The 17,495-nt window shown below is 65.7% G+C and carries 23 protein-coding genes; 5 read left to right on the forward strand and 18 right to left on the reverse strand.

Translation table 11 applies throughout. The features are described from left to right. The first annotated feature begins 139 nt into the window (after window positions 1–139). Window positions 140–925, forward strand: a complete 786-nt coding sequence (locus tag G6N13_RS16365) for a trypsin-like serine peptidase (RefSeq protein WP_163698630.1) — start codon at window positions 140–142, stop codon at window positions 923–925. Between the two features lies 1 nt (window position 926). Here the strand turns inward: G6N13_RS16365 and sthA are convergent, their stop codons facing one another. After that, a complete protein-coding gene (gene sthA, locus G6N13_RS16370; RefSeq protein ID WP_163698631.1) occupies window positions 927–2,339 on the reverse strand; it encodes a Si-specific NAD(P)(+) transhydrogenase in 1,413 nt (470 codons plus the stop codon). A 181-nt stretch (window positions 2,340–2,520) separates the two neighbouring features. Here sthA and G6N13_RS16375 point away from each other — a divergent pair, with 181 nt between their 5' ends. Continuing rightward, window positions 2,521–3,579: a DUF4192 domain-containing protein gene (locus G6N13_RS16375; protein ID WP_163698633.1), complete on the forward strand. Its 1,059-nt coding sequence runs from the start codon at window positions 2,521–2,523 to the stop codon at window positions 3,577–3,579. A 6-nt stretch (window positions 3,580–3,585) separates the two neighbouring features. On the opposite strand, the gene G6N13_RS16380 is transcribed toward G6N13_RS16375, so the two are convergent. The 3 genes from G6N13_RS16380 to G6N13_RS16390 all read right to left on the reverse strand — a co-directional run bounded on the left by G6N13_RS16380 (window position 3,586) and on the right by G6N13_RS16390 (window position 5,917). Continuing rightward, a complete protein-coding gene (locus G6N13_RS16380) occupies window positions 3,586–4,275 on the reverse strand; it encodes an iron-dependent transcriptional repressor DtxR (protein WP_163698635.1) in 690 nt (229 codons plus the stop codon). 121 nt (window positions 4,276–4,396) lie between these two features. After that, complete coding sequence (locus tag G6N13_RS16385) at window positions 4,397–5,356, reverse strand: sigma-70 family RNA polymerase sigma factor (RefSeq protein ID WP_163698637.1); 960 nt, start codon at window positions 5,354–5,356, stop codon at window positions 4,397–4,399. 147 nt (window positions 5,357–5,503) lie between these two features. Continuing rightward, complete coding sequence (locus G6N13_RS16390) at window positions 5,504–5,917, reverse strand: DUF3099 domain-containing protein (RefSeq protein ID WP_163698639.1); 414 nt, start codon at window positions 5,915–5,917, stop codon at window positions 5,504–5,506. A gap of 59 nt (window positions 5,918–5,976) precedes the next feature. On the opposite strand from G6N13_RS16390, the gene G6N13_RS16395 reads away from it, so the two are divergent. Then, window positions 5,977–6,216 (forward strand): DUF3039 domain-containing protein, encoded by a 240-nt coding sequence (locus G6N13_RS16395; RefSeq protein ID WP_163698641.1) that lies wholly within the window; start codon window positions 5,977–5,979, stop codon window positions 6,214–6,216. Here G6N13_RS16395 and G6N13_RS16400 read toward each other — a convergent pair. Both G6N13_RS16400 and G6N13_RS16405 read right to left on the reverse strand, forming a co-directional pair. Continuing rightward, on the reverse strand, window positions 6,203–7,198 hold the full coding sequence (locus tag G6N13_RS16400; RefSeq protein WP_163698643.1) for a YihY/virulence factor BrkB family protein: 996 nt from the start codon (window positions 7,196–7,198) through the stop codon (window positions 6,203–6,205). The two genes, G6N13_RS16395 and G6N13_RS16400, sit on opposite strands and share 14 nt — an antisense overlap. A 60-nt stretch (window positions 7,199–7,258) precedes the next feature. Further along, window positions 7,259–7,450: a DUF7455 domain-containing protein gene (locus G6N13_RS16405; protein WP_163698645.1), complete on the reverse strand. Its 192-nt coding sequence runs from the start codon at window positions 7,448–7,450 to the stop codon at window positions 7,259–7,261. A gap of 161 nt (window positions 7,451–7,611) precedes the next feature. Between G6N13_RS16405 and G6N13_RS16410 the strand changes: the two genes are divergently transcribed. Next, window positions 7,612–7,977, forward strand: coding sequence for a DUF952 domain-containing protein (locus G6N13_RS16410; RefSeq protein ID WP_163698647.1), 366 nt, complete (start codon window positions 7,612–7,614; stop codon window positions 7,975–7,977). Here G6N13_RS16410 and G6N13_RS16415 read toward each other — a convergent pair. Then, complete coding sequence (locus tag G6N13_RS16415; RefSeq protein WP_163698649.1) at window positions 7,926–8,333, reverse strand: RidA family protein; 408 nt, start codon at window positions 8,331–8,333, stop codon at window positions 7,926–7,928. The genes G6N13_RS16410 and G6N13_RS16415 overlap by 52 nt on opposite strands. A gap of 143 nt (window positions 8,334–8,476) precedes the next feature. Here G6N13_RS16415 and G6N13_RS16420 point away from each other — a divergent pair, with 143 nt between their 5' ends. Further along, window positions 8,477–9,094, forward strand: a complete 618-nt coding sequence (locus G6N13_RS16420) for a hypothetical protein (RefSeq protein ID WP_220096759.1) — start codon at window positions 8,477–8,479, stop codon at window positions 9,092–9,094. A gap of 399 nt (window positions 9,095–9,493) precedes the next feature. Here the strand turns inward: G6N13_RS16420 and G6N13_RS16425 are convergent, their stop codons facing one another. From G6N13_RS16425 to G6N13_RS16475, 11 genes are all read right to left on the reverse strand, one after another. Then, a complete protein-coding gene (locus tag G6N13_RS16425; protein WP_163698653.1) occupies window positions 9,494–10,246 on the reverse strand; it encodes a phage major capsid protein in 753 nt (250 codons plus the stop codon). Then, window positions 10,231–10,452 carry a hypothetical protein gene (locus G6N13_RS16430; protein WP_163698655.1) on the reverse strand — a complete coding sequence of 74 codons (222 nt, stop codon included), beginning with the start codon at window positions 10,450–10,452 and terminating at the stop codon, window positions 10,231–10,233. The genes G6N13_RS16425 and G6N13_RS16430 overlap by 16 nt, the downstream gene beginning before the upstream one ends. Before the next feature lie 183 nt (window positions 10,453–10,635). Then, window positions 10,636–11,160 (reverse strand): HK97 family phage prohead protease, encoded by a 525-nt coding sequence (locus tag G6N13_RS16435; RefSeq protein ID WP_235677789.1) that lies wholly within the window; start codon window positions 11,158–11,160, stop codon window positions 10,636–10,638. A gap of 263 nt (window positions 11,161–11,423) precedes the next feature. Then, window positions 11,424–11,570: a hypothetical protein gene (locus tag G6N13_RS16440; protein WP_163698657.1), complete on the reverse strand. Its 147-nt coding sequence runs from the start codon at window positions 11,568–11,570 to the stop codon at window positions 11,424–11,426. Between the two features lie 164 nt (window positions 11,571–11,734). Then, the gene (locus G6N13_RS16445; RefSeq protein WP_163698659.1) at window positions 11,735–12,841 is read right to left on the reverse strand and encodes a phage major capsid protein; all 1,107 of its coding nucleotides are present in this window, start codon (window positions 12,839–12,841) and stop codon (window positions 11,735–11,737) included. 291 nt (window positions 12,842–13,132) lie between these two features. After that, a complete protein-coding gene (locus G6N13_RS16450) occupies window positions 13,133–13,399 on the reverse strand; it encodes a recombinase family protein (protein ID WP_163698661.1) in 267 nt (88 codons plus the stop codon). A 23-nt stretch (window positions 13,400–13,422) separates the two neighbouring features. After that, a complete protein-coding gene (locus G6N13_RS24340; protein ID WP_179964995.1) occupies window positions 13,423–13,980 on the reverse strand; it encodes a helix-turn-helix domain-containing protein in 558 nt (185 codons plus the stop codon). Between the two features lie 298 nt (window positions 13,981–14,278). Beyond that, a complete protein-coding gene (locus G6N13_RS16460; protein ID WP_163698663.1) occupies window positions 14,279–15,373 on the reverse strand; it encodes an AAA family ATPase in 1,095 nt (364 codons plus the stop codon). 349 nt (window positions 15,374–15,722) lie between these two features. Further along, a complete protein-coding gene (locus G6N13_RS16465) occupies window positions 15,723–15,983 on the reverse strand; it encodes a hypothetical protein (RefSeq protein ID WP_235677790.1) in 261 nt (86 codons plus the stop codon). A 113-nt stretch (window positions 15,984–16,096) separates the two neighbouring features. Next, window positions 16,097–16,588, reverse strand: coding sequence for a hypothetical protein (locus tag G6N13_RS16470; RefSeq protein ID WP_163698665.1), 492 nt, complete (start codon window positions 16,586–16,588; stop codon window positions 16,097–16,099). Then, complete coding sequence (locus G6N13_RS16475; protein ID WP_163698667.1) at window positions 16,585–17,493, reverse strand: tyrosine-type recombinase/integrase; 909 nt, start codon at window positions 17,491–17,493, stop codon at window positions 16,585–16,587. The genes G6N13_RS16470 and G6N13_RS16475 overlap by 4 nt, the downstream gene beginning before the upstream one ends. Between the last annotated feature and the right edge of the window lie 2 nt (window positions 17,494–17,495).

The following is a 17,495-nucleotide window of genomic DNA, read 5'->3' on the forward strand; positions in this document are numbered from 1 at the left end:
TGACAACCAGTGTCTCTTAGATTCGGGCCCGCGCTATCGATAGCGCCTGTGTTGCACAACGCAGGCGTGCTGCCCGTCGTTCCCCGCAGGCTGTGATCGGGACCAGCCCACAGCCTCCGCATCAGGCAAGATCGTGCTGATGCGGACGGTTTCGGTGGCACTCAACCTGGCGGTGGCCGCCGCGCTGCTGGCGGGCTGCCAGCTGTCGAACCAGTCGCCGGTCAAAGCCGCCGAGGCCGCTGTCGCACGCTCGGTCACCAAGAATGCGCGGCCGGTCTCGCCTCAACCGGCGGTGGGCGCATTGTTCCTCGGCGGCACCGATGCCCACACCTGTACCGCCTCGGTGGTCCACTCCACGACCCAGGATCTGATCCTGACCGCGGCGCACTGCCTCACACCGGGCGTGCCGGCCACGTTCGTGCCGGGGTTCAACGACGAGGCGGCCCCCGACGCTGTGTGGACCGTCGACGCCGTCTACCTCGACCCCCGGTGGGTCGCCTCCCAGGACCCCAAGACCGACTACGCGTTCGCGCGTGTCAGCCGCTCCGCGGGTGGGAATGTCGAATCTGTGGCCGGGCAGGCGCTGACCCTTGGGGTGGCGCCTGGCGGCTCCGCCCCGGTGACGGTCATCGGGTACCCGTTCGGCGTCGGGGGACCGCCGATCGGCTGCGAGACCAGCGCCGCCATGGCCTCGGGCGGATATCCCTGGCTGCGCTGCGGCGGTCTGGTCGACGGCACAAGCGGCGGTCCGTGGATCACCGGCTCGACGGTGATCGGTGTGATCGGCGGCCGCGACGGCGGCGGTTGCCAGGACAACATCTCCTACTCGGCGCCGTTCGGCGCGGCGACAGCCGCCCTGCTGACCCGTGCCGAGGCGGGCGGTGCCGGTGACGACGCGCCCACGGCGCTGGATGGCACGTGCTGAGTTATTTGCGGAACTGGTTGAGCGCCCGCAGCTTGTTCATCACGTCCAGCGCCGCGACCTTGTAGGCCTCCGAGAACGTCGGGTAGTTGAAGACGGCGTCGACGAGGTATTCGATCGTCCCGCCGCAGCCCATCACAGCCTGGCCGATGTGCACCAGCTCGGTGGCGGCGGTGCCGAAGATATGGACACCGAGCACCGTGAGATCCTCGGTGGACACCAGCAGTTTCAACATGCCGTACGAGTCGCCGGCGATCTGGCCGCGGGCCAGTTCGCGGTAGCGGGACACCCCGACCTCGTAGGGAACGGAATCCTTGGTCAGCTCCTGCTCGGTGGCACCGACGTAGGACACCTCGGGGATCGAGTAGATGCCGATCGGCTGCAGCTGGGTGATACCGGCCGTCGGCTCACCGAAGGCGTGGTAGGCGGCCAGCCGGCCCTGCTCCATCGAGGTCGCCGCCAGGGCCGGGAACCCGATGACGTCGCCGACGGCGTAGATGTGGTCGACCTTGGTCTGGAACGTCTTCTCGTCGACGAAGATCCGGCCGCGGTTATCGGCCTCCAGGCCGGCGTTCTCCAGATCCAGGTGATCGGTCTGGCCCTGCCGGCCGGCCGAGTACATGACGGTCTCGGCCGGAATCTGCTTGCCGCTGGCCAGCGTGGTGACGGTGCCCGCCGCCCCGACGTCGACGGCGGTCACTGCCTCACCGAACCGGAAGGTCACCGCCAGATCGCGCAGATGAAAGCGCAGCGCCTCGACGATCTCGGGGTCGCAGAAGTCCAGCATCGTGTCGCGCTTCTCCACAACGGTGACCTTGGTGCCCAGCGCGGCGAACATCGAGGCGTACTCGATGCCGATGACTCCGGCGCCGACGACAACCATCGAGCTCGGGATGTTCTTCAGGTCGAGGATGCCGTCGGAGTCCAGCACCCGGTTCTCGTCGAATTCGATGCCGGCCGGTCGCGCCGGCTTGGTGCCGGTGGCGATGACGATATAGCGGCCGCTGATGGTGAAGTGTTCGGCGCGGGTGGGGTCCTCGATGATCAGATTGTGCTCGTCCAGGAACCGGCCACGGCCCATGTAGAGCTCAACCCCGTTGCGCATCAACTGGTTTCGGATGACGTCGACTTCTTTGCCGATCACATGCTGGGTGCGCGCGAGGAGATCAGCAGGGGTGATCTTGTCCTTGACTCGGTAGCTGGCTCCGTAGAGTTCGCGTTGGCTCATTCCGGTCAGGTACAGGACGGCCTCGCGCAGCGTCTTGGACGGGATGGTGCCGGTCTGCACGCAGACACCGCCGATCATGTGGCCCCGCTCGATGATGGCTACCGACTTGCCCAGCTTGGCCGCGGCGATGGCGGCCTTCTGGCCGCCGGGTCCCGAGCCGATGACGACGAGGTCGTATTCCAAACCCATGAGGACAAGGTGTACGCCGGTTTGCCGAAGCTCGCATGCCGACGATGTCAATACGACATGAACAATCCGCTCTACCGCGCGCATCGGCGCTGATCCCCAGCCTCGATTTCATCCACAGGGGCGGGCCTCTGTAGGCGTCGGCCGAGCGGTCTCGTCGGTGCTGATTGACAGCGTCACGCCCATGACCACACACGAACCTGACTTCCGCTTCACCAGACCCGGCGCGCTGATCGCTGCCCTGCCCGCTGTGCTCGGCTTCGTGCCCGAAGAGTCGCTGGTGCTGGTATCCCTCGAACGCGGCGAGATGGGTGCGGTGATGCGCCTCGACCTGTCCCAGGCGCTCGGTGGTGACCTCAGCCACCTGGCCGAGCTTGCGTCGGCTTCGGGTGCGGACACGATGGTGGCGGTGATCGTGGACGACGATGGCGCGGGGTGCCCCATGTGCAACCAGAATTACCGTGACCTGTGCGACGAGCTGACGGCGGCACTGTCCGCCCACGGCATGGACCTGTGCGCGGGCCATATCGTCGACCGGGTCGAAGCGGGCGGTCGCTGGCATTGCGTCGACGGGTGCGGGTCCGCCGGCGCGGTGGAGGATCCGATGGCGTCTCCGTTGGCAGCTGCCGCCGTTCTCGATGGCCGGCGGCTGTACCGGCGCCGGGGCGATCTGCAGGCGGTGATCGCGGTTGCCGACGAAAATCGGAGTGCGGCACTGGTTCCGGCGATCAATGACCACGCCGAGCTGCGCGAGGCGGACTGGCGAGCCGATCCCGACGGCTGCGGCCGGCGCGACGTGGAGGCGGCGATCGCTTGGGGTGGCTGGGTGAGCGACGGCGGCACGCTGGGCGACGGCGAGCTGGCAGCGCTGGCGTGCGCACTCACCGATGTCAATGTGCGCGATACGTTGTACGCGTTGGCCGTGGGCACCGGCGCGGCAGCCGCCGAGGCGTTGTGGGCCCTGCTGGCGCGCACACTTCCTGATCCGTGGCGAGCGGAAGCGCTTGTGCTGCTGGCTTTTTCGGCCTACGCCCGTGGTGATGGCCCGCTGGCCGGGCTGTCGCTGGAAGCGGCGTTGCGCGGCGATCCCGACCATCGGATGGCAAGCATGCTCGACACCGCGCTGCAATCCGTTATGCGGCCCGAGCAGATTCGCGAGTTGGCCGTCACCGGGTATCGGCTGGCCAAACAGCTTGGGGTGAGGCTTCCGCCGCGGCGGTCGTTCGGCCGCCGCGCCGTGTGAGTCGGGTCAGACCTTCTCGACCTTGACCGCGTGCGCCATTTCGTGGGGGAGCTCGACGTTCTCGTGGCCGGCGATCACGATCGTCACGCTGCCGGTCGTGTTGTTCTCGACCTGCACGCGGGCATTGGGTACAACGCCGGCGGCCTTGAGCATGCCGATCAGCTCGACGTCACCCTGGACGTGTTCGGTCAGCTGGCGCACGACCACCGCGACCGGCGTGCCTGGCGGGAGCTCGGTCAGCCGCACCAGATGGGCGTCCTCGTGCAGGCCCATCTCCAGACCCAGCAGGGACAGACCCGGAATGGGGTTGCCGAAGGGGGACACCGTGGGGTCGTCGAGAACCTGCACCAAGCGGCGCTCGACGTCCTCGCTCATGACGTGCTCCCACTTACAGGCTTCGGCGTGCACCTCTTCCCAGGGCAGTCCGATGACGTCCACGAGCAACCGTTCGGCCAGCCGGTGCTTGCGCATCACGGATACGGCAAGTCCGCGGCCCTTGTCGGTCAGTTCGAGGTGCCGGTCGCCGGCCACATGTAGCAGGCCGTCGCGCTCCATGCGGGCCACGGTCTGACTGACCGTCGGGCCGCTCTGATCGAGCCGTTCGGCAATGCGCGCGCGCAGGGGAATCACGCCCTCTTCTTCGAGGTCGTAGATCGTGCGGAGATACATCTCGGTGGTATCGACCAGGTCGTTCATAAGGCACCCTTCGTCGGTCCCGAGTCTACTTGGCTAGCTGCGGAAATGGTTGTGCAACACCATCGGGGGAAGCAGCGTGCCCGCCGGCATCGCCGACGGGCACACTTAGGGGGTTGCTTGTTTAGCTGGCGTAGGACCGCAGCCGGTCAGCCCGGTCACCGTTGCGCAACTTGGACATCACTTCGCGCTCGATCTGGCGGACCCGTTCGCGAGACAGGCCGAACAGCTTGCCGATCTGATCGAGAGTGCGTGGCTGGCCGTCATCGAGACCGAACCGCAGCCGGATCACTTGCTGCTCACGCTCATCGAGCGTGGCGAGCACGTGGCGAATATCGGTGTGGAGCAGCTCGGCGATGACGGCGTTCTCGGCCGACATGGCTTCGGAGTCTTCGATGAAGTCGCCCAGCGGAGCCTCCTCGTCGCTGCCGACCGGCATATCCAGGCTCACCGGGTCGCGGCTGTGCTCGAGCAGGTCGTTGATCTTCTCGACCGGGATGCCCGACTCTTCGGCCAGTTCGTCGTCGGTGGCCTCGCGCCCCAGGCTCTGGTGCATCTCACGCTTGATCCGCGCCAGCTTGTTGACCTGTTCCACCAGGTGCACTGGCAGCCGGATGGTGCGGCTCTGGTCGGCCATACCGCGGGTGATTGCCTGACGGATCCACCAGGTGGCGTAGGTGGAGAACTTGAAACCCTTGGTGTAATCGAACTTTTCCATCGCCCGGATCAGGCCCAGGTTGCCCTCCTGGATGAGATCCAGCAGTGGCATACCGCGTCCGGTGTAGCGCTTGGCCAACGACACCACCAGGCGCAGGTTGGCCTCGAGCAGGTGGCTTCGGGCGGCCTGCCCATCGCGAACCACGGTGGCCAGGTCACGTTTGCGGTTGTCGGATAGGCGCTTGCGGGTCGCCAGCAGATGCGCGGCGAACAAGCCCGCTTCGATGCGCTTGGCCAGCTCGACCTCGTCCTCGGCGGTGAGTAGAGCGGTCTTGCCGATCCCGTTCAGATACACGCGCACCAGGTCCGCGGCCGGACTCTGGGCGTCCAGGTCGCTGTCAAATCGGCTAGTGGTGGCATTTGCCATGGTGGCCTCCTGATCGGCTGCAACTGTCAAACGGTTCAACGTTCGATCGGAGCAAAGAGTTCCCACGAGGTCGCTATCTCACACCCTCTGAAGTGCAGGAATGCTGCGAGGCCCTGAGAATGTCCTGAGAAACAACGCCCTTGACGGTCAGTGGGAACTGTGGTTGCCGCCGCCGGCGGTATGCGGTTGCGCCGCGGAGATACCGGGATTGAGAGCAGGAGGTTCGGGGCGCGGGAACAGCTGAGTCCGGCGCAGGGTGTCATTGAACCGGCGCGGTTCCTCGGCCTTGCGCGGCGGCCGGTCGTTGGCGATCAGCACCGCGATCCACGGCAGCGGCACCGACCCCGCGATGATCGCCAGCGAGATCAGCCCGTTGTGCCACAACCCGTAGGCCGCCGCAGCCAGAATGAGCGCCGGGATCCGAAATGACATGATCGTCAAGTACTTTCGCACCCGCGCACGATGCTGCTCCTCATAGGGAGTCGCGGCCGCGGTGATGAGCACGGGCCGACCTTCGTCGTCGAACCCCAGCTCACGCTTCATAGCTCCACTGTTCCACATTCCGTGCTCGATATGCAGGGTAGTTTCTTACAGCCGCTCAACCGGGCACAATGTCTTCCATGCGGACCCAGACGATCGAGCGCCCCGACTCCGACGAACGCGTCGACGACGGCACCGATGATGACGCGCCTAAGGTCTTTCACTACGTGAAGAAGGACAAGATCGCCGAGAGCGCTGTGATGGGCACCCACGTCGTCGCGCTGTGCGGTGAGGTGTTCCCGGTGACAAAAGCGGCCAAGCCGGGCTCGCCGGTCTGCCCCGATTGCAAGCGCGTCTACGAAGGCCTCAAGAAGGGCTGACCGGGGCCTTCTCGTCGGGCTGTTCGGACCGCGGCGCCTGGTTGCGGTGTTCGGCATCCTTGTCGCCCAACGACTTCGCCTTGTGCCGCAACCACCTGCGCACCTGATCGGCGTGCGGGGTCGGGGCCGGCCACTCCTCCTCGATGGCGGCATTGAGCTCAGCGCCGATCATGATTGCGAAGCCGAGGAAGAATGCGAACAGCAGGAACGCGATCGGTGTCGCCAACGCCCCGTACGTGTAACCGGTGCTGGTGATCCAGGTCAGGTAGAAGCGCAGGACCATGGTGGCGACCACGAACACCGTCGCCGCCAGTAGCGCGCCCCACACCAGGCGATGTGTGGGCAGCGGGCTGGGCAGCGACACCCGGTAGAGGATGGTCACCGCCACGATCAACGCCAGCGTAAGCATTGGGTAGTAGCCGTATTGCAGGACGTTGTCCCAGCTGTCAGGCAGGTAAGACGAGATCTTGCGCGGACCGACCGCGATGAATGGCGCTGCCGCGATGACGGACACCAGCATCACCACATAGAGGCCCAACGCGAAGATACGCTGCCGCACCGGATGGCGCAGCGGTGTCTGGTCATGGGCTTCCACCACCGAGTCGACGAACGCCGAGATGGCTGACGAACCGGCCCACAGGCTGATCACGAAGCCCAACGAGACCACCTCGCCGCGCGCGCCCTGGACGATGTCGTGGACGGTCGGCTCGATGATCTCGTTGACCACGTTCTTGGAGAAGAAGCTGTCGGCGAATTTGATCAGCTGGCTCTGGATCGTGGGCAGGGTGTCTGGCCCAAACAACGGCGCGATGTAGGCGAGGCTGCCCAGCATCCCGAGCAGCAATGGGGGCAGCGACAGCACCGACCAGAATCCAGCCTGGGCCGACTCCGCGAAGATCGAGTCGTCCCAGCTCTTGGACAATGTCCGTTTGGAGATCCGCCATATGTGATGGCGAGATGGCTTAGCGGGTTGGTCGGTCATGACCAGACCAGCATTCCTGACGACAGCGATCCTGCCCAGCACCGCGGCCGTGAGTTGCGGTTATGCCTCCGACGTCGCGACTTCGATCACCGCGGCCAGTTCGACAAGCTTGGCCTGGTGCTCGTTGGCGTGATGCTGGCAGAACAGGAGTTCGGCGCCAGAGGGGAGCTTCGCGCGGACCCGAGCAGCCGCACCACAGCGGTCGCAGCGATCAGCCTTGGTCAATTCCGGACTGGTCAGGGTCGCGTTCATTTGGGCTCCTCCGTAAGGTGCTCAGCGCTTCGGTGGCTTGGCGTCATCGTCACGTATGTCCACTGTCTCAGACGTTCTTCGTTTCGGCCTTGTTCCCCGGGGGTTTAACGCTGTGTCGTGTCTCACGCCCTGTGCTGTTGCGGGTGGTGCAGTGTGTTCGTATGTACCCGAATCCGGAATTCTTACTCCACCTGTGCGGACAGCGGGACTGGGAAGCCGCCCAAGCCGTCGGCCGGCTTTGCCCCGAGTCACTGACCGAAGTCGGGTTCGTCCACCTGTCGACACGCGAGCAGGTACACCTGCCCGCTAACCGGCTCTATGCCGATCGAACTGATGTGCTGCTGCTGCATATCGACCCGCAAAGACTGGACGCGCCCGTGCGGTGGGAACCCGGAGCGTCAACGGATCCCGAGTCGATGCGGTTCCCGCATCTGTACGGCGCGTTGCCCACCGCGGCCGTGACGAACGTCACGCGCTACCGTACGGGGCCCGACGGCACGTTTCCGGCGTTCGAGTCCGCGACGTAGGCGTCGGCCTCGATCTCCACCAGCAGCCCGGGTTCGACGAGGGCCGAGACTTCCACCATGGTGGCAGCCGGCCGGACCGCACCGAAGAACTCCTCGTGCACGACGCCGACCTCCCGCCACCGGGAGATGTCGGTGACGTAGATCCGGGTGCGGATCACATCCGGCAGGCCGGCGCCCAGATCGGATAGCGCTGTCTGGATGCGCTGCAACGCATTTCGGGTCTGATCGGCGATGTCCTTGCCGGCACCGGTCGTGCCCGCGACGGCCACGAACGGGCCCGTGCGCACCGCACGGGAGTACCCGACCAATTCCTCGAATTCGGAGCCCGATCCGATGTTCACCCGCTGTGACGACATGCCGGGCTAGTCCAGGTAGTCGCGCACTAGGGGCGACTTTGCGCTGTACCTGACCTGTATAAATGCTGTTCGGCTCAGAGCGTGGAGAGCCTGAATATCTTGGACTGACTGCATTCCCTGGCCAATAGCAAGGGAGCGTACCAATGACCACCAAGTACCCCGTCGACTCAACTGCCCACACCTGCTGCCGCGGCATCGGCCGGCACGCACGCGACTGCACTACGCCCTCCGAGGTTGTCGGTGCGCGGTGCGACGGTGAGCCTCCCCAACAGGAAGGCGGCACCATGACCGCACTGACCACACCCGACAACGCGACCACCTGGCGCGACTTCGCCGAACAGCTGCCGCCCCACGTGATCCAGCGTTTCGAGCGACACGAACTGTTGACCGAGCTTCACGGACCCCTCGCATTCCCCGGAGAAGACCCCACAGAGGTCATCCGCAAGGACCGGCAAATGCTGTTCGAGGAGGCGAGGAATCAGGTGTCGTTCGCCCACGTGGCGCTGCCAGCAGCGGCAACCGGGTGTGCCGACCTGTGGAATGACGACGGTGACGGCAACTGGTCGCGAGTCGTCGATGGCCGCAGTCGTTCGACCGGTCCGCTGTCGGTCAGCATTGGCGGCGTGCAGTCCGCAGATGGATCGGTCCGCTGGTGGGTCACCGCATATGCGAAGGACGACGAAGTCACACCAGAGCAGATCCGCGAGTATGCGGTGATGTTGACCGACACCGCAGACGAGTTTGAGCGACTGACCACCTGACACGGCGCAGACATCGAACAGCCACCGAAGCAATTGCTTCGGTGGCTGTTCTGTTAGTCGGTGACCAGCGTCAGTTGGAAGCCCGGTTTCTCCGTGATAGTCCAGGTGCCCCCACCTCGGTCAGTCATTACCACTTCCCGCGCGATCGCCCGGTAACTCTCGCCCGCGAAGAACAGCCACAGCACTCCGATCATCGCGCGCAAGCCGTTCCGCTGTCCGCACCCGTCGCGCCCCCTTCCCATGTCCAGTTTCGTTCGGGGGGAGAGGACCCCTAACCGGTGGAAGGTGGCACCGGTGTCGGGCCTTAGCGATCTGGACCCCTACTCCCCGGGTGGGTGCGGCGGGTGGCGCGCTGGAGGGGAACCACCCCGTGTTGAGCCTGCCCGCCGCACCCGGTCCTTATGCTGCGGTGGCGACCTTGACGACGGCACCGGGCTGGTTGACCGAGACTCCGAACCGGCCTTCCACGCGGCAGCGCAAGCTGTTCGACGTGAAGTCGGTGCCGACGTTCTCAGACCAGCGGGTGTCGAGCTCGCCGTCGTGGTCGATCGTCACCGAGCCCTCACCGAGCACCAGCCCGGTCTTGGCGCCGAGGCCCTGATTCAGGACCACCGGCACGCCCCAGAGTCGTCGGGCGGTGGGGTCGATCGGCGCGCCCTGCACGTCGGTGGCTCCACTGGTCACCGCGAGGAGTTCGATGGCCTCCCAGTCGCCGGCGCTGAGGACGATTGCCGCCGGTGCGTAGTCCGACACCGACAGTGCGGTCAGTGCTTTGCGGATGCTGGTGAGTGCGTTGGTGGCGAACGCCTGCGTGACGACGCCGCTGGTGTTCAGGATGCCGGTGAAGTGCTCACCAGTGCCATCGCCCGAGATAACCTCTGTCTCAACGGCTTTGCGCAGACCGTAGAGCATCTCGTCGGAAACGAACTTTTCGAGGTTCGGTGCGTCGCTGAGCATGTAGTGGTCGAGTTGCTCGGACACGTGGGCGACGACCCGCAGGCGGTTCTCCACCGAGGTGATGCCCAGGACGGTCGTCGGCTTCGTGCCAGCGACCGCGACGGGGGCCGCGTTGTTGGTGCGCGTCGACTGCCGTATGAACGTGTAGCTCGGCGGCACGATGCGCGCGGGCAGCACGTCTAGCAGCGAGACCACCGGCCGAGCTCGACGATCTCGGGCAGCACGATCGTGCTGGTGGTCTGCTGGCCCGAGGCCAGTGCCTTGGTTCGGGTGCCGTTCACGGTGCCGTCACTGACGGCCTGGCGCGGCCATGCCTTGACCATCTTCGCGGCCAGTGTCTTGGTGTGCTTGCCGTTGAGGGGCCAGGTGCCCATCGCCCGCGGCGGCCGGGTCCGCACCATCAACGAGCGGCTTGCCGATGTCGCCAGCGAGCGACTTCGCGCCGTCGAGGATGGCCAGATCGGGCCTTGGCGGTAATGATCTGCGAGTCGAGCGACTTCGCCTCGTTGGTGGCTTCGTCGACCCTGCCGGACTCGTCGGCGGTCAGGTCCCGTCCGAGTTCGTCGGCGGTGTCGATGATCTGCTTAAACGAGCGCCAGTTGGCTGTCGCGGTCCTTCGTTAGGGTTTGCAGTTTCGCGGTGGTCATCATGTCGGGTGTCTCCTGGAGGTAACGGGTGGCGTTGGCCTTGGCCAGCGCCGAGCGGATAGGGGCGGTGGGTCGGCCGGCGGACTTGACGGCGCCGATCAGAGCCCGGTCGTTGGCGCCGCGAGCGACCACCGAGATCTCGATCAGGTCGAGTTCGGTCAGCTCGTTGCCGGCCGCGGTCTTGGTTGAATTGCGGATGCCGTAGCCGATCGACAGGCCGCCGACGCGGCGGCCCTTGACGTTTCGGTAGGCGGCGGCACCGTGATCGGTGTCGAGGTCGAACTTCCCGGTGATCGCTAATCCTTCGGCGGTTTCGGCCGCCGCGATCACGTCACCGACGTAGTTGCGCGGGTCGTCGGCCTTGTGCTCCCACAACAGTGGGATCGGTTGGCCGGCGGCAATCGATTTCGTGAATGCGCCGGGGCGAACGATGTCGCCGTGCGCGTCGACGTTGTCGAACACTGATGCCAGACCGTTGTCCGAGAGGACGTCCCATGAAACGCAAGTCTGTTGCGTTGTCGATCAAGACCGCTGACGATGCCACCGGCACCTTCACCGCCGCACCGAGACAGAACCGGATCACCGTGGCGGCCTGTCGTGCCACACCTGCTCGGACCATTGCGAGGCAGTGTCCTCCGGCACCTGCCGCCATCCGTACCGCGTCGGCACCAAAACTGTGGGCACCGACGACTCGTCATCATCGGCATCTGTTTCGTCGGGTTGACTCATTCGGCTACAGCGGCGTCGAGTCGAGTTCGTTCGAGTTGCCGCAACGCGGCTTCGGTGCCGACGAGCTCGACGAAGCCCTGCGCGAGTGTGGCCGCGCAGCGTTGGTGGGTCGGGGTGATCGTGATGTCAAGCTCGGCGCTCAATGCCGTTGTCCTTCCGGGTTGTTGGGTAACCCCCCCATGTCGCGGGGTTGTGCAGAAAAATGCAAGCCCACCGTGGCGGGGGGCCGCCGACGGACCTCCTGTGGCGGCAACCCCCTTACCTGTGCTGGGAGCTGCCGTGCTGGCCCCGAGTGCCACGGTGAGCGTCAGTCGTCGACGAGCGTTGCTTTTACGACACCCATCGGTGTGAAGACCGATGTGCCGAAGCGGCCTTCCATTCGCGCTCTGACCAGGTTCTTGCTGAAGTCGTCGGCGTTGCTGGTCTCTGTCCATTGCACGAGCACGCCGAGGCTGTCGGTGTCGACGGCGACGGCGCCGGTGCTGATGACGTCTGCGGTGCCGGCGGCTTGAACGTTGGCGACGACGATCGGGACACCGAAGAGGCGGCGGGCCACGGGATCGTAAGGCAGGCCCCGGTACTCGACGGCTGTGGTCGTGGTCAGTGCGAGCTCGATGGATTCCCAGTCGTTCGGGTGCACGACGGCCGCCGCGGGCTTGTATCCGAATGTCTCCAGTTTGGTGATCGACTTACGCAGTGTGGCGAGTGCGCTGGTGTCGAATGCCTGGGTCTGAAGTCCTGATGTGGCGTGGATGTCGGCCAGTACCTTGGCCTCGACAGCAAGGCCGATTCCGTATGCGAGCTCCTCTTGCATGAAGGGTCGCAGCGATGCGGCGTCCTCGAACCAGTACCGGTGCACGGGCTCCGACATGTGGGCGATGACGCTCAGCGCGCCGTCGATCTTGTCGATGGTGTACGTCGATGTCGGCTTGACAGCGCCCGGAGCGACGACCGCGGCGTTGTTGGTGCGCACCGTCTGACGGATGTACGAGTAGGCCGGCTGGCTGTGGCGGATGGCCGGCAGTAGGTCGAGCAGCGAGGTGGCCGGCCGACCCATCGGGATTGGCGTCGGCGTCAGCTCCACATCGACGAACACCGACGAGTTGGCGGCGAGCGACTTCTGGCCGATCGGCATCAGCTTGTCGACGGCCTTGGTGCCGAACGACTTGCCGAAGCTGAGGAACTCGGCATTACCGTCGATGTTCCGACCACCGGCCATGGCGTCGAGCGCGGCCAGCGTCGCCGCGGACTTCTCGGCCTCTGCGATGATGCCCCTCAGTTCCTCGATGCGCGCCATCTTGGCGTCGATGTCGGTCTGCTCTTCGGGCGTGAAGTTGCGGTTCTCGTTCTTGGCCTTGGTCGCGATGGCCAGAGCCGCCTTCTTCAGCGACTCGAGTTCTTCCTTGGGGTTCATGGTTGAGCGCCTCCTAGACGCGAAATCCGCGCGCCGAATGCGCGCACTGAAGTGGATTCGCTTGGAGGACGGACGGATTCGGCGTGGTCCCTTGTACGAGGGACGGTTCCTTACCGCTGGTCAGGCCAAGTCTTATCCCCGCGGTTCGGAGATGGCGGCGGCTCGACCGTATGTGGTCGCTGCGAGACCTGGCTGTACGGGCCAGTCTCGGCGACGGGTTTGGTCGAAACCACCACCATCCCTCCGAAAGGGACGATTCCGACCATAGCGCGCCGCGGCGACAAGTTGCCATCACGACGGCTTGCCCGGCGTGTCAGTGTCCTGCATGAGCTCGTGCGCGATCCACGACGCGGCGTAGCCGTGGGGATCTTTGAGCTTGCGTCGCATGAACGCGGCGAACATGTCGATGAGCGCCAGGAACAGCCGGTCGATTTCCTCCGGTGTTCTGGCCTCGTCGATGACGAATCGCAGCGTCGTCCCGTCGTTGTGGAGCATCGCCATGACGGCGCGCATCGCGCGGGCGCGGTCTTTGTTCGTGGGGATTCTCGGGTCAGGCATCAGATCTCCTTTGGGTGGGGTTGTCATCGGTGGCCGGTGAGTGCTCGGAGCACTGTCGTCTTGGAGCACCCGGTCACGGCCGCGATCTCGGAGTTGGTGAGGCCGGCCGCGTGCAGCTCGGCGATGCGCTTGTCGCGCTCTGCTTTCTCGCGTTGGAATCCGCTCGTGGTCTTGTCTTCTGCCACGATCTGGCCGGCGACGACACCGATGGGTCGCTGGTCGGGCGGCAGGTTGTCGAACCAAGCACGGCAGGCTTCCCTGGCTGGGCAGGCGCGGCAGAGTGCGAGCGCGGCTGTGCTGGCCGCTTGGTCCTTCGCGGCCGTGCGGTCGAAAAGGTCGACCTGGTCGCGACAGCGGGCGCCAGGCAACGGCGGGCACGCGGCAGCCAAGCCGGCCAGGAACTCGGGCAGCGATACCCGAGCGGTCAGGGCCGGCTCGGCTTCAGTGGCGGCGGGCCGCGGCCGAGCGGTACCGGGCGAGCGGGCCTTGAGGAATTTCTTGTAGTGGGCGCAGCACATACCGCGCGCATAGGGCGCCTTGCCGCATCCGTCGATGCTGCACGTCGTGCAGCTCACTTCCACCGCCCGGACTTCGGAAGGGTCGCGTTTGAAACGCAACCCAGGCCGGCGGCGCACCGGCCGTGCGTCCTCGTCCGCGGGGTGTCTCTTAAGAGACACACCCCCCGCGGAAACGTTGGAGACGCTGCGACGCATACGGTTCCGCAACGTTTCCGTGCCCATCCACGGAAACGCCTGACCAGGCTTTTTACGGGCCAGCGTGAAAAGCCGGTGTCTGACATCACGGAAACGTCCGTTCCGACGTTTCCGCGCCGATCGACGGAAACGTTGACCTGGCCTTTTGCGTTCGCCCGAACCATCGTCAGAACATCCCTTCTGACGTTTCCGCGCCCACTCCCGGAAACGTTGGAACGGACTTTCGTGTGCGCACAGCTTCGGCGATCGTGGCGTTCGGAAACGTGTGGCCCGCCAGGCGAAGTGCCTCCCGTGCCTTGCGGTTGCCCGCCTCGACGGGCAATCGAAGTTGGATCATCGCGTCGATACACGCGCCGATCCGGCGGCGTTCAGCGTCCGGCAGCGACTTCGGCCGGATGATGTGCCGCAGGTGCGGGTCGTACTGGCGGAGCACCAGAATGCGGTCAGGGTGGGCGTTGCCGCGCTGTCGTTCGAGGCCGAGGTTGACGAACACTTCTCCGTCTTCGCCGCCGGGTTGGGTGTCGAGCGTCCACACCGCGTCCACATCATCGGATTTGGCGCTTGATCCGCGGGCAGTGGTCTTGGTGCCGTGGCCGCGGTGGTCGAGCCGCACGACGGCGCGGCCAGCGGCTTTCAGTGGGGCCAGTGTGTGCCGGTACAGCGCCCGGTAGGTGTCGGCGCTGTTCTCTTCGCCAGCGACGACACGGGCCACGGTGTCGATGACGACCAGGGCGGCGCCGTGGTGCTCAGCAACCGCCGCGAGGTCGAGTCCCCCGACTGGGCCGTCGAGGGGCGGCATCGACGGGAACGACAGATAGCGCAGGTTACTCAGATCAGCTGGGCCGTAACCCATGTCGCGTAGCCGCTCGATAATGTCGAAGTCGGTGTTCTCGTGATCGACGTAGAGGACTCGGACTGGTGGCTGTGGCTTCTGGCCGAAGGCCGGGCGGCCCGCCGCGATCGCGGCGGCGACGTCGAGCATCAGCAGGCTCTTGCCGGCCTTCGCCGTCGACACCAGGGCGTAGGACTGGCCGCGAGCGATGAAGTCGGTTACCAGCCAATCGATTTCATCGCGGGCGCCGTCGAATGCTCGCTGCCAGTCAACGACCGGGTATCGCTTGTGCGCCGACGTCGCGGCCGCCGACACGATCGCGGAACCGTTGCCGTCGTCGGGTGGCGGTTCGGGTGGGCCGGGATCGAAGTCGACGACCGCGGCCATGCGCCGCGCAGAGGCGAGGCCGGGGTCAACGCGGGCGGTCACGCGAGCGCACCGCCCGACAGTTGGTGCAACAGTTCGGCAAGTTCGCGATCCTTACCCCCGCGTCTCCAAAGTGATTGCAGCACTTCAGCTTCAAGTAAGGGAATCCGTCCGGATTCCAGGACATGCAGCGCAGCATCCCGACCGCCGTCGATCGTCTTGTCCGACAGGGGCGGTTCGGTGCAGGTGCAGGGCCAAGGATCGGGGCACCCGCAGTCGAGCGGCACCAGGCGGCAAGAGGTGTCGTGGCGGCGTTTCCAGGCTGCGACGCCGCTATGCTGTGGGGTATCCGCTGCCGTGGATTCTGATGAAGCCGCCTCGCTGCCCGTGGGGCGGCTTCCTCGTTCGTATGTCACGCGGCACCGCCCTTGCGGTTGCGGCGAGCCTGGGCGGACTTGAGCGCGAGCCGCTTGAAATAGGCCTTACGCGCGTGCTCGGCTCTGGTGGCGCGTTCGGCGGGGGTGAGCGTGCCATGGGGGTCGACTTGCCGTTCAAACTTGTCGAGCAGAGCTTTTCGTGCGGGTGCGGTTCGCGCGGAACGGTTTTCGGTTTTTGCCCAAGATTCGTGAGCGGCGATCTGCGCGCGCAGAGACCGTTCGTGGGTATCTGGCATGAAAATGCCTCCGGCTTTCAGGCGTGATTGACCACACCTTCTTCGGAGGCTCCGGCCGGAGGGACATCCGGCTCGCTAGCTGCATAGCGTACACCAACGCTATGCAGCTGAACTCACAACAGCCTGTCGAGCTCCCGCAGGCCGTTCAGCGAAATTCTCGTAATGTCTTGTTCCCAAAGATGATTCAGGTGTTCGCGGAGCTTGGGCTCCGCGCGTCGAACCGTGTCGGAACAGAGCGGACAGCGCAGCTGGTATCGCCGACCGAGCGGAAGAAAAGCCTCAGCATCCATTCCGGCCATCTTTCGGGCGCGGTCGACCTCGGCGATAATTCGAGCCATCCCTGCGCGATCATTGATGCCGCGGCCGGAATCCCAGAACCGGACCACCTGGCCGGCCGCGTCGATGAACTCGATACCTCCGCCGCGGCGCGTGGTCCTGATATGGTCCTCGCCGATTGACTCGAAGGGGTCAGGCATCCACGGTCCGTCGCCGCGCCGTGACAACACCAGCTCCCACAGCTGGTGCGACTGCGCATCGCAGAACACGGTGATCTCGCCAGTTTTCTCGTCCTGCATGCCCTCGAACGGGCCGACGCCGCCGCTCACAGGTCTCCCAACCCGAGCCCGCGTGCCTCGGCCGCAGCGCGGTCGGATGCAGTCGACCGTGTGTAGCGGTCGATCATGTCGCGGGTCGACCAGCCGGCTACTGCCATCAGGCCGCCCTCAGATCCGCCGGCGGCCAGCCAGCGCGATGCCGCCGTGTGGCGCAGTAGGTGCGGATGGAAGTTTTTCAGCCCGGCCAGCTCGGCACGGTATTTCAGCGACTTGTGCAGGCCGTCGTAGTTGAATCCCTTGCCGCGGTCACCGAGCCACAGCGGCGCGGTATCGGCGAGCAGGTGGCTGCGGCGCATCCGGACGTAGCGGTCGATCGCGACCCCGGTCTGCGGGCCGAACGGCGCCACCCGGCCCTTACCGCCCTTGCCGCGGCGCACGGTGACTAGCCCACGGGTCAGGTCGACGTCATCGACGGTGAGCCCGACGACTTCACCGGCGCGCATCCCTGTCTCTGTCATCAGTCGCACGATCGCATCGTCGCGGCGGTCCCGGAACTCCTTGCCGCCGCATGCCTTGATCAGCCTGCGTAGCTCGTCTTCGGACAGCGATTCGGTCACCTTGGCGTCGAGCTTGGGCGCCTTGAGTCCGAGCAGTGGATCCTCGGCGATCTCGCCTTCCTCCTCGAGCCACGCCGAGAACCGGCGCATGCCCAACTGGCGCGAGCGGGCAGTGGCCGCCTCGGCACCGGCGTCGAGGAGATCGGCCACGAACGCCTTCATCAGTTCGCGGTCCAGCGCAGGGGAGTGGTCGTGCTCGGTGCACCACCTTAGGAACGCCCGGACCGCGTCGCCGTAGACCTTGACCGTGGCCGGTGACTTGCGTTCAGAACGCAGCGCAAGCTCCCAGGAGGGCAGCAGGACGGCAAGATCGAGGGGTGCAGAAACACGGCGCGCCATGC

The sequence above is a fragment of the Mycolicibacterium sarraceniae genome (assembly GCF_010731875.1).
GTDB lineage: Bacteria > Actinomycetota > Actinomycetes > Mycobacteriales > Mycobacteriaceae > Mycobacterium > Mycobacterium sarraceniae.

What these genes read in the sequence shown, in the direction of transcription:
- G6N13_RS16420 (WP_220096759.1), top strand. Translation starts at nt 8,477, where the DNA reads ATGACCACCAAGTACCCCGTCGACTCAACTGCCCACACCTGCTGCCGC.
- G6N13_RS16475 (WP_163698667.1), bottom strand. Translation starts at nt 17,493, where the DNA reads ATGGCGCGCCGTGTTTCTGCACCCCTCGATCTTGCCGTCCTGCTGCCC.
- G6N13_RS16395 (WP_163698641.1), top strand. Translation starts at nt 5,977, where the DNA reads ATGCGGACCCAGACGATCGAGCGCCCCGACTCCGACGAACGCGTCGAC.
- G6N13_RS16405 (WP_163698645.1), bottom strand. Translation starts at nt 7,450, where the DNA reads ATGAACGCGACCCTGACCAGTCCGGAATTGACCAAGGCTGATCGCTGC.
- G6N13_RS16375 (WP_163698633.1), top strand. Translation starts at nt 2,521, where the DNA reads ATGACCACACACGAACCTGACTTCCGCTTCACCAGACCCGGCGCGCTG.
- G6N13_RS16390 (WP_163698639.1), bottom strand. Translation starts at nt 5,917, where the DNA reads ATGTGGAACAGTGGAGCTATGAAGCGTGAGCTGGGGTTCGACGACGAA.
- G6N13_RS16385 (WP_163698637.1), bottom strand. Translation starts at nt 5,356, where the DNA reads ATGGCAAATGCCACCACTAGCCGATTTGACAGCGACCTGGACGCCCAG.
- G6N13_RS16365 (WP_163698630.1), top strand. Translation starts at nt 140, where the DNA reads ATGCGGACGGTTTCGGTGGCACTCAACCTGGCGGTGGCCGCCGCGCTG.
- G6N13_RS16430 (WP_163698655.1), bottom strand. Translation starts at nt 10,452, where the DNA reads ATGGTGCGGACCCGGCCGCCGCGGGCGATGGGCACCTGGCCCCTCAAC.
- G6N13_RS16380 (WP_163698635.1), bottom strand. Translation starts at nt 4,275, where the DNA reads ATGAACGACCTGGTCGATACCACCGAGATGTATCTCCGCACGATCTAC.
- G6N13_RS16400 (WP_163698643.1), bottom strand. Translation starts at nt 7,198, where the DNA reads ATGACCGACCAACCCGCTAAGCCATCTCGCCATCACATATGGCGGATC.
- G6N13_RS16450 (WP_163698661.1), bottom strand. Translation starts at nt 13,399, where the DNA reads ATGCCTGACCCGAGAATCCCCACGAACAAAGACCGCGCCCGCGCGATG.
- G6N13_RS16415 (WP_163698649.1), bottom strand. Translation starts at nt 8,333, where the DNA reads ATGTCGTCACAGCGGGTGAACATCGGATCGGGCTCCGAATTCGAGGAA.
- sthA (WP_163698631.1), bottom strand. Translation starts at nt 2,339, where the DNA reads ATGGGTTTGGAATACGACCTCGTCGTCATCGGCTCGGGACCCGGCGGC.
- G6N13_RS16410 (WP_163698647.1), top strand. Translation starts at nt 7,612, where the DNA reads ATGTACCCGAATCCGGAATTCTTACTCCACCTGTGCGGACAGCGGGAC.
- G6N13_RS16465 (WP_235677790.1), bottom strand. Translation starts at nt 15,983, where the DNA reads ATGCCAGATACCCACGAACGGTCTCTGCGCGCGCAGATCGCCGCTCAC.
- G6N13_RS16445 (WP_163698659.1), bottom strand. Translation starts at nt 12,841, where the DNA reads ATGAACCCCAAGGAAGAACTCGAGTCGCTGAAGAAGGCGGCTCTGGCC.